Annotated in this window: 10 protein-coding genes; all 10 read right to left on the bottom strand. The window is 52.4% G+C overall.

Features of this window, described 5'->3' with window-relative positions; all coding sequences use genetic code 11:
• Window positions 1-46: 46 nt before the first annotated feature.
• The 10 genes from GYH29_RS18820 to GYH29_RS18865 all read right to left on the bottom strand — a co-directional run bounded on the left by GYH29_RS18820 (window position 47) and on the right by GYH29_RS18865 (window position 13,846).
• A complete protein-coding gene (locus GYH29_RS18820; RefSeq protein WP_232060421.1) occupies window positions 47-3,895 on the bottom strand; it encodes a glycosyltransferase in 3,849 nt (1,282 codons plus the stop codon).
• Window positions 3,896-4,071: 176 nt separating this feature from the next.
• A complete protein-coding gene (locus GYH29_RS18825; RefSeq protein ID WP_043591112.1) occupies window positions 4,072-6,096 on the bottom strand; it encodes a class I SAM-dependent methyltransferase in 2,025 nt (674 codons plus the stop codon).
• Window positions 6,093-7,382 (bottom strand): class I SAM-dependent methyltransferase, encoded by a 1,290-nt coding sequence (locus GYH29_RS18830; RefSeq protein WP_039755647.1) that lies wholly within the window; start codon window positions 7,380-7,382, stop codon window positions 6,093-6,095. The genes GYH29_RS18825 and GYH29_RS18830 overlap by 4 nt, the downstream gene beginning before the upstream one ends.
• Entirely contained in the window at window positions 7,379-8,434 is a 1,056-nt protein-coding gene (gene pseI, locus GYH29_RS18835; protein WP_043591116.1) for a pseudaminic acid synthase, read from the bottom strand. The genes GYH29_RS18830 and pseI overlap by 4 nt, the downstream gene beginning before the upstream one ends.
• The gene (locus GYH29_RS18840; RefSeq protein WP_039756097.1) at window positions 8,434-9,072 is read right to left on the bottom strand and encodes a formyltransferase family protein; all 639 of its coding nucleotides are present in this window, start codon (window positions 9,070-9,072) and stop codon (window positions 8,434-8,436) included. Before GYH29_RS18840 ends, pseI begins: the two co-directional genes overlap by 1 nt.
• Window positions 9,069-10,091: a UDP-2,4-diacetamido-2,4,6-trideoxy-beta-L-altropyranose hydrolase gene (gene pseG / locus GYH29_RS18845; protein ID WP_161524247.1), complete on the bottom strand. Its 1,023-nt coding sequence runs from the start codon at window positions 10,089-10,091 to the stop codon at window positions 9,069-9,071. Before pseG ends, GYH29_RS18840 begins: the two co-directional genes overlap by 4 nt.
• Entirely contained in the window at window positions 10,088-10,798 is a 711-nt protein-coding gene (pseF, locus tag GYH29_RS18850; protein ID WP_081574174.1) for a pseudaminic acid cytidylyltransferase, read from the bottom strand. The genes pseG and pseF overlap by 4 nt, the downstream gene beginning before the upstream one ends.
• Window positions 10,795-11,958 carry a UDP-4-amino-4,6-dideoxy-N-acetyl-beta-L-altrosamine transaminase gene (pseC, locus tag GYH29_RS18855; RefSeq protein ID WP_232060422.1) on the bottom strand — a complete coding sequence of 388 codons (1,164 nt, stop codon included), beginning with the start codon at window positions 11,956-11,958 and terminating at the stop codon, window positions 10,795-10,797. Before pseC ends, pseF begins: the two co-directional genes overlap by 4 nt.
• Complete coding sequence (gene pseB, locus GYH29_RS18860; protein WP_043591118.1) at window positions 11,955-12,950, bottom strand: UDP-N-acetylglucosamine 4,6-dehydratase (inverting); 996 nt, start codon at window positions 12,948-12,950, stop codon at window positions 11,955-11,957. The genes pseC and pseB overlap by 4 nt, the downstream gene beginning before the upstream one ends.
• 161 nt (window positions 12,951-13,111) lie before the next feature.
• Window positions 13,112-13,846 (bottom strand): S-methyl-5'-thioinosine phosphorylase, encoded by a 735-nt coding sequence (locus tag GYH29_RS18865; RefSeq protein WP_019103057.1) that lies wholly within the window; start codon window positions 13,844-13,846, stop codon window positions 13,112-13,114.
• Window positions 13,847-14,027 lie beyond the last annotated feature (181 nt).

The following is a 14,027-nucleotide window of genomic DNA, read 5'->3' on the forward strand; positions in this document are numbered from 1 at the left end:
CGGCAGTCCATCGCAGGGCATTTCCTCAAAACATACAGCTCAACGCTCACCCATGTAGTACACGGAACCAGTCTTCATTGTGCTCCTCCAGCCAGTAATGCTGCTCCACCCACTCCCTTAGCAGCCTCCCTTCGCGCTCACTGGCGTCCAGGTCATACACCCTGCTTCTGATTGCCTCAATCCAGGCCTCCGCCACATTAGGCACCCGGCACACTGGAGCCGCATTGGTCTGATAGGGATAAATATCCGTGCACACAACCGGCCATCCCAAAGCGCCATACTCCAGCAAACGCAGATTGCTCTTGGCCTCGTTAAAGGCATTGAGTTCCAGCGGCGCCACCGCCAAATCTAGGTTCAACTTGGCAATCGTCTCAGGGTATTGATCAAACGGCACCGAGTGATGCACCTCGGCCACATATGGGCGGAATTGAGGCAGGCACATACCCATGAAAACCCAATCCACCTCTCCAGCGGTTCGCTTGATAACCTCAAGCAACAGCTCCAAATCCCCCCTGTGTTGAGACGCGCCAACCCAGCCAACCCGAGGCTTCGCACCAAACCGCCTTTGAGATCTCAACTGCCCCCACACACTTTTCCGCAAGCGATTCGGCACTACAACAATCTCATCCACCATTCCTTGAGTGAACTCGGCCAAGGGCTCGGTCGACACCACCAAGGCGTCGCTCAACTTCAGAACCCTACGAAGCCTCTGCTTCGCATCCGGATACAAGCGTTTCCAATGGTCATACAGATTACTCTTCACCGGTGTCCCACCGACTAAGTCGTCAATCCCGAAAACCACCCGCATCTGCGGAATGAACTCACGATAAGCTGTCAGCGCATCATAGATTCCATCATTGATCCCTGTATGCAATAACAAGGTATCTGGAGCATGACGAGCCATCTCAACGACAGATAATACCCCCTGAGTCGGCTGGTGAATCTCTCCATCAAGCCGTCCCTGCTCTTGTAGGATGGAGAGGGGCTGGCTTAATCGATACTCACCACTTCCACCAGGAACCGGCATTCCTAACACACGCTTGCGTCCAGGCAACTCTGGATCCCAGGCAACGCAACGCTGCCATTCCACTTCCATCCTCCTGCCGCGCAAAGACAAATGGCGGTTAAAGAATGGGTCGCGCCGTATAAGCGGCAGCCATTGCCGCAACATCGCATCCATTTCATCACGCTCTCGTACTGCCGCCTGCAAGGCGATGCGAGGATCCGATGTGGTGCGGCCAATACTTTTCGCGTGATGGTGGTACAACACCACAAAGGGGTTATACACATTCCGGTAGCCCGCAGCTTGGACTTTCAGGCAGAAGTCCACATCATTAAAGCAGACCTTAAACTTGTCTTCATCCAAACCGTTTACCTGCAGGTAAATCTCTTTATTCACCAAAAGGCAAGCCCCGGTCACCGCCGAATAGTTCTGTCCAGTCAAAATCCGGTTCTGATACCCTGACTCCGAGATGTCCATCGGCTCAAACACATGATCAGCAACAGACCTCATTCCCCCCGGCAACCCGAGGATGATGCCGGCATGCTGTATTTGCCCCACTTCGGGATACAGCAGACGCGCGCCAACAACCCCCACTCCACTTTGCTGCCCCACCCCCACCAAACGCTCCAGCCAAGACTCTAAGATGACTTCGGTATCGTTGTTCAGCAACAAGACAAACTCACCGGCCGCTATACTAACGCCTAAATTGCATTGTGCCGAAAAATTAAATGGCGCGTCATACTCGACAACTTTGATCCGCTCAGGAAATCTTTCGGCCATATCCGCGTAAAACTCACGAGTTTCAGGCTGCTCCGAGCGATTATCGACAATAATGACTTCAAACGACTGATACCGGGTTTTCTCAAATAGACTTTCAATGCAAGGTTCCAAAAACTCCAGTTTATCCCGGGTTGGAATGATAATAGAAACCAGCGGACTACCCTGCACCTTGATATCAAAATGATGGGTTCCCTGTACATAACCGTCACCCACCTCCGCTTGCAACCCTAATCTTGCCGCATGGTTTTCCAAAGCCACTTTTCTCGCTGCCGTCGGCAGAGGGGCGATGTCACTCTTATCATATGGCAGGGACAACAAGACGTCATCCACATGTCCTATCGCCTCTTTCCCTTTCAACTCGAATAAGCGTAGCAGGCATTCATAAACATAAGCGCCCGGGTAAGGTTGCAAACCATTCAAAGCCACCAAAGCTCTGGTTGAAATCGTTACCGCGGCCCCTATATAGTCCATGGAACGCAAATATTCCGGGGAGAAGTCTGGCCTGAACGAAGGCAGAAAATACTCCCCCATCGGGGATACAACATCACTGTCGCAATAAATCGCCATCCACTCCGGGTGAGCGTGGGCTCCCTCGGCCAACCTAAGCAGTGCTCGCGGCTCCAAGCGGAATCCCGCAGGCAAGAGCATGGCCCAGTCGGCATAGGAATCGGCAACGACATCGTTGAATGCCTGGGCTAGCCGCTCCGGATCCTCCAGAGTAGGCAAGCTAACCCAGCCCAACTGCGGGCTGTTCTTAAATACTGGATCCGGCATTTCCCAATCCGCGAATACCAGCAAACGCCAATTTGGGTATAGTTGCTTCTCCATCGCCGCCAACGACTCGACTAAACGTCGCTTTTGTGCAGCGGGCACAACTGTCACCAAGTTGAATGTCGGCCGCACCGACCAAGCCTTCACCATTCTCTCCGCAAACTGTTCCGCATGGACTTCACGCAACTGATGATTGTTCTTCCAAATCTTGTAGCGCTGCTCCTCGATGGCATCCTCAGGGCATGAGGAATGCATAATCGGTTTGCCTATTGTGCTGGGAACGCTAATTTGAAGCGCCTTGGGTAAAACACTATTCCATACTGAAATATGCTGGCTAATCGCCCCTTCCAGCGTACGCTGCTGCGAAATGTAGTTTCGCGCTCTGGAAGCTATCGACTTTCTTGCCGCATGGTCCTCAATCAAGGAGACAATGGCGTTGAACCAAGCGTCTTCATTGTTTTCAACAGCTAGCGCCAACCCCTTTTCTTTAGCTTCAGCATAAGGAGGCAGATCCGATACAATGCTGGCCGCGCCAACCACCGCATAGTCAATCCACTTGATATCAGATTTGCACAAATTGAATCCATCTTCCTCTAATGGAGCCAATCCAATATCTATTTTCAAATCAGCAAGATAGGAAAAGTAGTCATGATACATTACCCCTTTGGGACCTTGTTTCACTCCTTTCAGGCCAATCATATTTTTGGGAACATTTCCCCAAAACACAAACTTCACCGCATCGGCATACTCATGATAAACCCGTAACAGAGCTCCAGAAATCAAATCCAAATCACGACCATGAGTGCTGGTACCCGCAAACCCAACAACCACCTGATCATCCCGCTCTCTTGGTTCGACAAAACGAAACCGGCTCAGAGAGTTAGGAATCACCACAACATTTTCATTATACGCAATAAATTTTTTAGCTAGCTCTGACGTACTCACCGTCACCACAGAACAATAAGGCAAAATCCATTTAATATACTCAGTAGATTTAAAGAAGTCATCATACATTGGGTTACTACTTGGCAACCCTAGCAACCAATCATCAATATCAAAAATAATTGGCTTCTTAGAATCAATAATAGCCTTCATTAAATCCACATAACATTTATCGACAAACCATCGCTGCACAATAAATGCATCCATGGACTCAATAAAATGTGTGTCGGACTCAAAACCATAGTCGCCCACCAAACGATGAGCCTCCAGGTTTTTGTAAAAATAAGTGTCAACCACACCGGCGAGCAAAGACAGAGGGTCACCTAATCGGAGCTTGAAACAAGCATGATCAAAGTGGTCTCTAGACAAGACGCCGATACGGGGATTTCTTTTTTCCATGAGATAAGGCCCACCTGCAGTGACGACACCACGCCCACTATAGTCAAACTACTATTTCAGCGGCAACTATCGCTACTCACACATTCAATTAGACTATTTAGGCATAGGTAGAAAAGCAACAAATAAACAAGAAGCGACCCCTTGGAGGTCGCTTCTCACTCAACAGTCAAACAACTCTATGCCTTTTCAAGCAAGAGATAAAATTGTAACGAGCACATTTCCAACATTTCATCATGGGTAACATTTTTAATTACCATGCGCTCTGTCTCAATATTGCACGGCAGTGAGCCTTGAGCCCTATTGAAAATATCTTGTAGCCTGCCATCAAGTGCATTCATTTTATTAACGACCTTATAGCCGGTTTCCTGGCAAAACTTAAGCAGCTCCCGCAAGGTAAAGAAGCGAATATGCGTAATATCTAGCAAGCCCTCCTTAGCATACGTCCAGTTACCTTTAGCCAAGTCATCCATCAGAGCTAGATTGCGCACATTCGGCACACTGAGCAACACTTGTCCTTGCGGAGATAAATAGCGATGGATTTTCACCATCACATCCCATGGGTTATACATATGCTCCAGCACATCGGCTAACACCACAGCATCTAGGCTGCCCACAGCCATCCCTTCTGCCACCAGATCAAAGTCCTCAAATTTTCCCAGCAGAACTTTATCCAATTGCCGGCTGGCCATCTCAGCCGCGGCATGGTTCATTTCAATTCCCCACACCTGACAAGATGGAAAGCGCTGTTTAATCAAAGCGCCATTGCCGCCACCCGCGCAGCCAATATCCAAAGCCAGACTAGGCTGATTGCTGAACAGGCTGATTAAATCCTTGCGTCCCGTTGTATGGTAGCCCGCCGTCAAATCTGTATTCTCATTATCCAGATATTGCTGCCATACCAATCTTTGCGGACGTACTTGCAGCCCCTGTGCCATACTTGCCATCAGTTGCGCTACCCGCGCCGCCGCCAAACCATCTACCCCGCCATGATGATAATAGACCAGCCGCTGGCGGGCCTGATGCAACTGAGCGTTTCGTTCGTCCTTGTCTTCCAACAGTTGCAAAATGCATGCAGCCAGCTCATGGGCCTCCACTTCCTTGATCCCAGTCTCGGCCTCAAAGCATGGCCCCATCAACATGCCTGCACTATTCATCAAGTTGATGACAGGCGTATCCGCCATCATCCCCTCCACTAAATAGTTGGAATCCACTGCTACCAACACATCCGCAGCAACGGCAAAGGCGGAAGTATCCTCCATCGCGTAATAATACTGACGACCATCTGACCCCAAGGCCGCCAGCAGTTCGGAGCAGCAACGCTCGCCTACCGCTTGATTAGCCGGCCGGTCCTTGATAACGGCATTGATTTTGCAGCCATGCTGCGACAAAGCTTCGCAAGCGCTCAAGAACGCTAGCATCGTGTCCGCATAAGCATGCTCATTGCAATGTGCGCTAAGATTAGCTGCCCATGTCGTGCCGAAAACCACAATCGGCAAGCTCGGGTCCATCTCATACTTTTCGACTAAGGCTTGTCGATAAGCTGCCTTTTGGACCCGCAATTGCGCATAGCAGTCCCAAGCGGGGTTGCCTGTCAACACCAGACGCTCCGGCTCTATCCCCAAATCCAAAAAGCCTTCTTTGCCACGCTCCCCATAAACAGCCATCTTATCCGCGATCAGCTCAGCGTGGACTGTGTAGGGGTCAACCAGTGCGATGCCATGGGAAAGATGCAAGCTGGGAATGCTATGTGCCTTTGCCCAGGCGGTTGCGACCTTGCCCAAACGAGTCACATCTTCGCTGGTGACAAAGAGCGAGACATCAAACTCGTCCGCCGCTGCGGCCAAGCCATCTAACAACTGTACCGACATCGGTAGTTCGAGGCCCAAACGCTCCTTGATCAACCCGGCCAATTGTTCGGTATTGTCCTCGTCAGCAAACTCTTCACTCCAGTTCAAGGCCGCCAAATGCGCACTCAGCGCAGCCAGAGATGGACTTGCTTCGCCAACCGCGTTATATCCATCCGGGAGCAGGCTCTCCAAACCCACTACAGCGCAGCCGCAATCTGCGGCCAAATTAAGTAGTGCGGGGGTCATGCCCGATGAAGTGGTCACAATCACCATGGGGTCGAACATCGCCAGAAATTGGCGCAGAGCTCCCAATTGGTTATCCCACAGCAGACTTATAATTGCCTTTGGTTTCATCCTTGGTTCCCGCCGAAAATGCCATAGTGTTTTGCCAACAAGGTATCTACCAAGTGGTAATCTGCCCCCAAGGTGAGGTCAACTCCATGCCTGAGCTTATCAGGGCAGCCAACCGACCACCCCTTGGCCAGACTCATAACCCGGCGATCCAGAGCTTCAGCCGCCAACCATACGGAGAACTGCTGCACTCGCTCTTCGGAGAGTAAGCCAGCAAAATCATAGCTAGGGCAACGTTGTACTAAAACTTTCAACAGGCAGTAGAAGAAATGTCGTGCCCGCAAAGGTTGCAACAGGCGGTCCAACTCTTGGGAAAGATCCTCGCTCGACAACAACATCCATGGCATTAGAGCTCGAAACGACAGCTGCTCTAGCGCCGCGTTTTTTTTCCTCTGCTCCTCAGCCCAAGCCCTGTTTCCTTCCGCATCTGTTCTGTTCTCCAAAACCACAAACATGCGCCCTGCGACTTTTGGCGTCAGGCGCGCCACCAAAAGCTCCTCAAGAAACAAGCCCAACTCTAGCAACTGCGGATCACGGGCAAACCATGACAGCACACGCGTCCAACGCTTGCTCTTCTCTAGCGGCTCGTACAAAAAGGCATTGATATTCCCGCCTCCGAGAAATGCCCCGTGCGGCACGGCATCCACAATGGCAAAACCTTCCTGGTCGGCAAACGCCACCAGCTCATCAACCCGGATCCGGGACATGTAACGGCCAAAGTTGGTGGGATCTTCCGCTTCGCGTATCACCGCCGGCCACTTATCGATATCCGCGCCATACGCCGCTTCAAAGTGATCTCGGGAGTGAATGTCGAACACGATGCGGCCGCCAGGCCTGACCACTCGCTTCCACTCCAGCAAAGCCTCCCGCCAGTTGGGAAAATGCACCATCACATTCAATGCAATCGCGCTATCAAAACTCTCCGCGTCAAACGGCAGCTTGGTAATATCGCCCAACTTCAACGTGATGGGTAAATTGCCAGCCAGCCTTCGCGTCTCGTTCAGCATGGCTTGGGAACTGTCTATGCCTGTTACTGCAAACCCTTGTTCGATCAAGGGAAGACTAGCCCGGCCAGTGCCGATTCCAATATCGAGCACCTCTTTGCCTCGGATATGGCGCTTGACAGTGCCCACCTCCAAAACATTTTTCAGATAGTTGGTACTGGTATTTTCCACCATCCTGCCGGAATACCAACTAACCATGCCCGCATCCTGCCACGCGTGGGTTTTCCAGTTGATCAGACTGTCGTCTTCGTGACTCGCGGCTGTAGCCGCGGCTTGATTACTCATTTCAACGCTTCCCATGTGAGCGGCATGCCCCGTTTCAGGGCTTTCGTGGCTGGCATACCAATGACAATGTCAAAAAATTTCGGAGCTAAGCCAAACCCTGGCCGAATGACTCTGATGTTCTCCGAGCTGAAGAGCTCCCCCTCCGCAATATCCTGAGCAACATAAAGGGATCGGCGAAAAACTTGTGATTTGCTTTCAATCGGGCTACTACCGTAACTGATATTTCCCAACGCCAGCCAAGCTCGCTCACTTTCAATTACCAACTGAGCTAACTCCTCGGGTTCTAGGGAAAAAGCTGAATCCACCCCGCCATCTGCCCGTCGCAAAGTGAAGTGCTTTTCAATCACGGAGGCGCCGAGAGCGACCGCGGCAATCCCAGCGCCAACCCCCATGGTGTGGTCGGACAAACCCACCTCGCAACCGAACAGATCGCGTAAATGCGGGATGGTACGCAGATCACTGTGCACAGGGGGGGCAGGGTATGAACTGGTACACTTGAGTAAGACTAATTGCTGGCAACCTGCCGCTCTTGCTTCCCTCACAGTTTCATCGAGTTCGGCTACCGAAGCCATTCCGGTTGAAATAATCATGGGTTTACCGGTTGCCGCCACTTTACGAATCAAGGGCAAATCCGTATTTTCAAAACTCGCAATCTTATAAGCGGGAACCTCGAGTGTTTCCAGAAAATCTACCGCCGTTTCGTCAAAAGGCGTCGAAAATACCAGCATACCCAGTGACTTGGCATAATCAAAAATAGGCTGGTGCCACTCCCATGGGGTATAGGCTTGCTGATATAGTTTATAAAGCGAGGAGCCGCTCCATAAACTGTCCGGATCTGAAATATGAAACTCACCCTCATCTAGATCGAGCGTCATGGTGTCCGGTGTATACGTTTGTAATTTCAATGCATGCGCACCACTGCTGGCGGCGGCGGCAACAATGGCCATAGCCCGATCCAGCGACTGGTTATGATTACCGGACATCTCTGCAATAATGAAAGGCGGGGCCTCTCTGGAAATCGGCCTACCACCGATATGAACGCCTTTTCCCATTAGACATCGTCCTTTTCAATTGTCAGCTTATAGCGGTGCCCAGCCCATTCAAAAAAAGCCGGATAGCGTTGATTATCAACCACTCGCAATAAATTAAACTGCTCCTGCAGAGACTGCCCAGGGTCAAGGCGGCTATCCTCAGGTCCCCGTCTCGGATACAGACTGGGCTCGCCTCGCTGCTCTTGAGGTTCCGCACCATCACAATGGTGTACAGCCCAATCCATCAAGCGCAACTCGCAGTCAAATAATTTGGCATTGATTTCCGTGCTAAGCTCATGCCCCTCTAGATCAAACGCATATTGTTGCCAAATGGCACCAGTATCTATGCCATCCTCGGCGTTCAATAAGCTAACCAGAATACGCTGTCGACCTTCAAGAACCTGCCAAATATGAGGAGACATACCCCTTCCTTTGGGTAAATCACTGGCATGCAGCACCAAGGTGTAACGGTAGCGCTCGCGACATGGCTTGGAAATCAATTGCTGGCAAGATACTAAAAAGAGGAAGTCCCCCCCGCCGGCCTGATTGCAATCAGTCAGCAGGCTTACGGAACATTGTGGATGCTCAACTTTCCATTGCCTCAACCATGGCCAAACCGGGTGTTCTGGGTCTGTGCACAAGATATCGACTTTGCTCATACCATTTCTTCCATTGCCAAGGCTACGCGGCCTGCGCCGCGGCCATCCACGAGTTCTTGTCCAAGCATGGACATGGTTCGTCGCAAGATGACATTATTGCAACAAGCATCCAGAGCTTGAGCCAAGTCATCAACCGTTACCGACATAGAGGGCCCCAAATACTCTATAGCCCCAGCCTTTGCTAGCGCCTCGCCTATTAGCAGTTGATTCTCCGCCACGGCAACCCCTACCGTCGGCAAACCCAGTGCGCAGCGCTCCCAAGCGCTACTTCCAGTAGCGCCAATCGCCACATCCGCCCAGCACATCCACTTGGCCATATCGTTTGTATGACGATAAACGCGCCACTGCGGTGACGCCATGTATGCAATATCCTCGAATTTCGGATTTGCGGCCCCCGCAATCACGGTCACCTCCGTAAACGCCAAACGCTGCAACGCCAACATGCTCTTGACCGTTTCTCCTGTTGGATCAGAACCGCCAAAATTCAGCAGAACCCTGCTTGCTCTTGATGGATGGTCTCTAACGCAAGTAGTAGAAAACTCATCACGCAACATGGCAAAACGCGGACCAAGCAATAAGACCGTCTCATCAGGCACCAATGATTGGTAGGCGGCTGCGTCCGCAAACAGGTTCTGGTTCAACAGTAGATCTACGTCATGGTTACGATTTGTAAGATCGTCTATCGCCAAAACGCGTTTAGCCAAACACTTCGCATCAGCCTCCCACTCCCTCCCCAAACCATAATGATCTACCACCACCCAATCAAAAACGGTGCTCTGCGGCAATACTGAGCGCAATGCGTGTAGATCAGCGGCCTCTCCCTCTGGTAGTTGTCCCGGCAACCAAAAACTAGACATGCCGGAATCAGTCAGCAACTCTCTGGCAGCTCCGGGCAGATCCTTGCACACAAAGCAGACCTCCGCCCCATTCCGTCTCAACAAGTCAGCCAGAGTCAGACAACGCATAACATGACCGCTGCCTATCTCAACTGAAGCATCGGCCCGGAACAGCACCTTCACGTAGCCTCCCCTGCCGCTTGCAATACCGCATACATCCACTCCGCCCGCCGCCAATCCTCTTCAGTATCAATATCTTGAACAAGATGACGTGGGAGACGGACTGCCAACGAACGCTCCGAAAAAAATGGCTCGCACTCAAGCCAAGCCTGACGCCGTCCCCAATAAAATTGCCCAGCATCTTGAAAAGACTCTTCAAGATCTTGCGATCGAGTATCCCGATATTGTGGATACATCGGTACCAAGTTGCCCTCGGATGAAATTTTTAACGCTCTCTGCACAGGAAAACCGAATGAGGTCACCGACACGGCATAGTGCTTTCCAGCATCCATTTCAAGCAAATTCAAGCCTCTGCGCAAGCAAGAGGCTTGCATCAAAGGAGCCGTCGCGTACAAGCAGCAGGCATAATCAAAAACCTCTCCCTGTTCTTGCAAAAATGCCACTGCATGACGGATCACAGCCACAGTCGTCGTATAGTCATCCGAGAGTTCCCGCGGACGCACAAATGGCACATCTGCACCATACTGCCTCGCCACTTGAGCAATTTGATCATCATCAGTGCTTACAATAATGCGGGAAAACAGACCACACGCCTGTGCTGTGCGTATCGAATACGCAATCAAAGGCAAGCCGTGAAATGGCTTGATATTCTTACCTGGAATCCGCTTGCTTCCTCCACGAGCCGGGATGACAGCTACGCTGCGGCTCATTGAATTGCCTTCTTCAAACTGGCAACAACATCGTTCTGCTGGCGCTCCGTTAAACCAGGAAACAAGGGCAGGGTCAATGCCTCGCGATAATGTCTTTCCGCCATAGGAAAATCTCCGAACTGGAAACCAAGACGACGGTAGTAGGGCTGCATATGTACCGGTATGTAATGAACATTGACCCCGATGCCATCAGCCCGCATACGCTCAAACACCTGGGCTCGACTGCTAGCGACCTGCTCTAAGCTCAGTCTCACTACAAACAGATGCCAGGCAGATTCATCGATAGGCTCTAGACAAGGTAAACTCAAGGGCTGCTGCGCCAACAACTCCGCATAGCGGCGGGCCAACATGCGGCGCTCTATCAAAAAACCGTCCAATTTACTCAACTGAGATAGTCCAATCGCCGCCTGTATATCCGTCATTCGGTAGTTGAACCCCAGTCCAGTCATTTGATAGTACCAAGCGCCGTCTGAATTGCCCTCCATGCGGCACTCATCACGGGTAATTCCATGACTACGCAATTCGCCCAGGCGCTGGTATAAAGCGAAATCATTGCACAATATCGCACCACCTTCCCCCGTCGTAATCACTTTGACCGGGTGGAAGCTGAAAACCGTCATATCAGCGTGACTCCCACAACCAACAGGCTGACCAGCAAACTCGGCACCAATCGCATGGGAAGCATCTTCGATCACAACAAAACCATAACGCCGTGATAGGGACTTAAGGGCAGCCATATCACAGCTGCGACCGGCAAACGCCACTGGCACGACTACCTTGGGCAAGCGCCCTAACTGCTCGCTCTGTTGCAGTTTGCTTTCCAGCTTGCCCATATCCATATTCCCACTGGCAATATTGATATCGACAAAATCAACCTCCGCCCCACAATAGCGCCCGCAATTAGCCGAAGCGACAAAGGTGTTAGGACTCGTCCACAGCCAGTCTCCCGGTCCCAAACCTGCCGCAACACAAGCAATATGCAAAGCAGCTGTCGCACTACTAACCGCCACGGCATGCGTAGCCTGACAACGCAGTGCCAGAGCCTGCTCAAAAGCAGGCACGACAGGCCCCTGCGTCAGCCAATCCGAACGCAACACCTCCACAACCGCCTCAATGTCGTCCTCATCGAGTTGTTGTCGACCATATGGAATCATGCTCATGGCGTTGCCTGATCCAAAATTTCTAGCTCGGGAATACTCAGAAACCAGGGATTGCTCTCGGAAGAATATTGAAACCCCTCCGACACTAATGTTCCGACCTCGCTCAACTGATTGGAATCATAACCATGGTGAACTGTAAAGCGAATCGAAGGAGCGATCACATAATGATCGTCAAACTCGTAGGTATGTAGGCTGTCATCAGCGGAAATCATCAGTTCATGCAACTTTTCCCCTGGCCTGATGCCAATCTGGTGTTGCAATAACTGGGGGGCCATTGCTGTCGCCAAGTCCACAATGCTCACGGAAGGAATCTTGGGCACAAAAAGCTCCCCGCCCTGCATCCGCTCAAAGTTGCTGAGCACAAAGTCCACCCCTTGTTGCAGGGTGATCCAGAAGCGGGTCATCCGCACATCGGTAATGGGCAGGCTATCAGCCCCGCTCGCAATCAATTTTCGAAAGAACGGCACCACAGAGCCCCGCGAGCCGACGACGTTGCCATAGCGCACTACCGCGAAACGGGTCTTGTGGCCGCCTACAATATTATTCGCGGCCACAAACAACTTATCCGACAACAGCTTGGTTGCCCCATACAGATTGATTGGACTAGCCGCTTTATCGGTAGACAGCGCAATCACCTTCTCCACCCCGCATTCGATAGCGGCATTGATCACATTTTCCGCGCCATTCACATTGGTGCGAATGCACTCGGTAGGGTTGTACTCGGCGGCAGGCACTTGCTTGAGAGCGGCGGCATGCACCACTAGATCAATGCCGCGCATTGCCTGCTTCAAGCGGTCGCCATCTCGTACATCGCCTAGGAAAAAACGCATGCAGGGATCGGAAAACTCCTGTTGCATCTCAAACTGTTTCAACTCATCGCGAGAAAACACCACCACCCGCGCCGGTTTGAACCGTTCCAATAGCGTGGTAATGAATTTACGGCCGAAGGAGCCCGTTCCGCCGGTAATTAAGATGGACTTGTTGTCAAACATCGCCAATATGCCTTGATTTCTTTGAAAAAGACGGAGCAATCGTCCGCCATCAGCGCCAGGCTTCCGGTCCCAGCCCGCCAAAACAACGCTTGCCGATAACCCGCAAGCCCACCTTCCAGTACCATGCCTTAAAACGACACAAGCACACCAATCCAACCATCCTACTGTTTGCTTGACAATAGCTCAGCCAGCACCGACATCACCACCTCCACCCCCATCGCGCCGGTGGTCGCGTCGAACTCCACCGTCGCCGCGCCGCCCTTGCCAGCGGCCCAATTGCTGACCAGGCACAGGTGCGCATAAGGCAGGTTCATCTCCCGCGCCAATGCCGCTTCCGGCATGCCGGTCATGCCGACTATATCGGCGCCATCCCGCTCCAACTTCAATATTTCCGCGGCGCTTTCCAAACGCGGCCCCTGGGTGCAGGCGTAAACGCCGCCCACCACCCCGCTGTGGCCGCTGTCCGCCATCGCGCGGATCAGCCGCTGACGCAGCGCGTCGTCATAGGGAGAGGAGAATTCGGCGTGCACCACCGGCCGGTCCAGACCTTCAAAGAAGGTATGCTTGCGGCCCCAGCTGTAGTCGATGATGTTGTCCGGCACCACCAGGCGGCCCGGCGGCATGTCGGGACGAATGCCGCCCACGGTGCCGATGGCGATCACGCCTTTCACGCCTTGATCGTGCAGCGCCCAGATATTGGCGCGGTAATTGATTTCATGCGGCGCCAGCGAATGGCCGTAGCCATGGCGCGCGATAAACACCACGTTCTGCCCGTTCAATAGGCCGAAGGTCAGCGCGCAGGAGGGGTCGCCATACGGGGTACGCACGACTTGACGATGGGTGACTTCCAATACGGGCAGCTGGGCCAGGCCGCTGCCGCCGATGATGGCCAACATGATGTGTCCCCTTTGTAATAGTGCGACGGATCGCTGTTTTTGCCGCGGCCTGAGCTGGATACGCCCGGCGCGGCTGCGGGATTCTTGCTTGCGGCGGAGCGCCGACGCTCCAATTATGGCCGATTATTTTCCGCCGGCACATGCCGCCGCGCGGTGAATTTGCCCGCGGCGGCAGCCACGA

Origin of the sequence: Chromobacterium haemolyticum (assembly GCF_009936155.1) — a bacterium.
GTDB lineage: Bacteria > Pseudomonadota > Gammaproteobacteria > Burkholderiales > Chromobacteriaceae > Chromobacterium > Chromobacterium haemolyticum.

Excerpts from the sequence above, each read along its gene's own strand:
- pseF (WP_081574174.1), bottom strand. The coding sequence starts at position 10,798 with ATGAGCCGCAGCGTAGCTGTCATCCCGGCTCGTGGAGGAAGCAAGCGG.
- pseI (WP_043591116.1), bottom strand. The coding sequence starts at position 8,434 with ATGGGAAAAGGCGTTCATATCGGTGGTAGGCCGATTTCCAGAGAGGCC.
- pseC (WP_232060422.1), bottom strand. The coding sequence starts at position 11,958 with ATGAGCATGATTCCATATGGTCGACAACAACTCGATGAGGACGACATT.
- pseB (WP_043591118.1), bottom strand. The coding sequence starts at position 12,950 with ATGTTTGACAACAAGTCCATCTTAATTACCGGCGGAACGGGCTCCTTC.
- GYH29_RS18830 (WP_039755647.1), bottom strand. The coding sequence starts at position 7,382 with ATGAGTAATCAAGCCGCGGCTACAGCCGCGAGTCACGAAGACGACAGT.
- GYH29_RS18840 (WP_039756097.1), bottom strand. The coding sequence starts at position 9,072 with ATGAGCAAAGTCGATATCTTGTGCACAGACCCAGAACACCCGGTTTGG.
- GYH29_RS18820 (WP_232060421.1), bottom strand. The coding sequence starts at position 3,895 with ATGGAAAAAAGAAATCCCCGTATCGGCGTCTTGTCTAGAGACCACTTT.
- GYH29_RS18825 (WP_043591112.1), bottom strand. The coding sequence starts at position 6,096 with ATGAAACCAAAGGCAATTATAAGTCTGCTGTGGGATAACCAATTGGGA.
- GYH29_RS18865 (WP_019103057.1), bottom strand. The coding sequence starts at position 13,846 with ATGTTGGCCATCATCGGCGGCAGCGGCCTGGCCCAGCTGCCCGTATTG.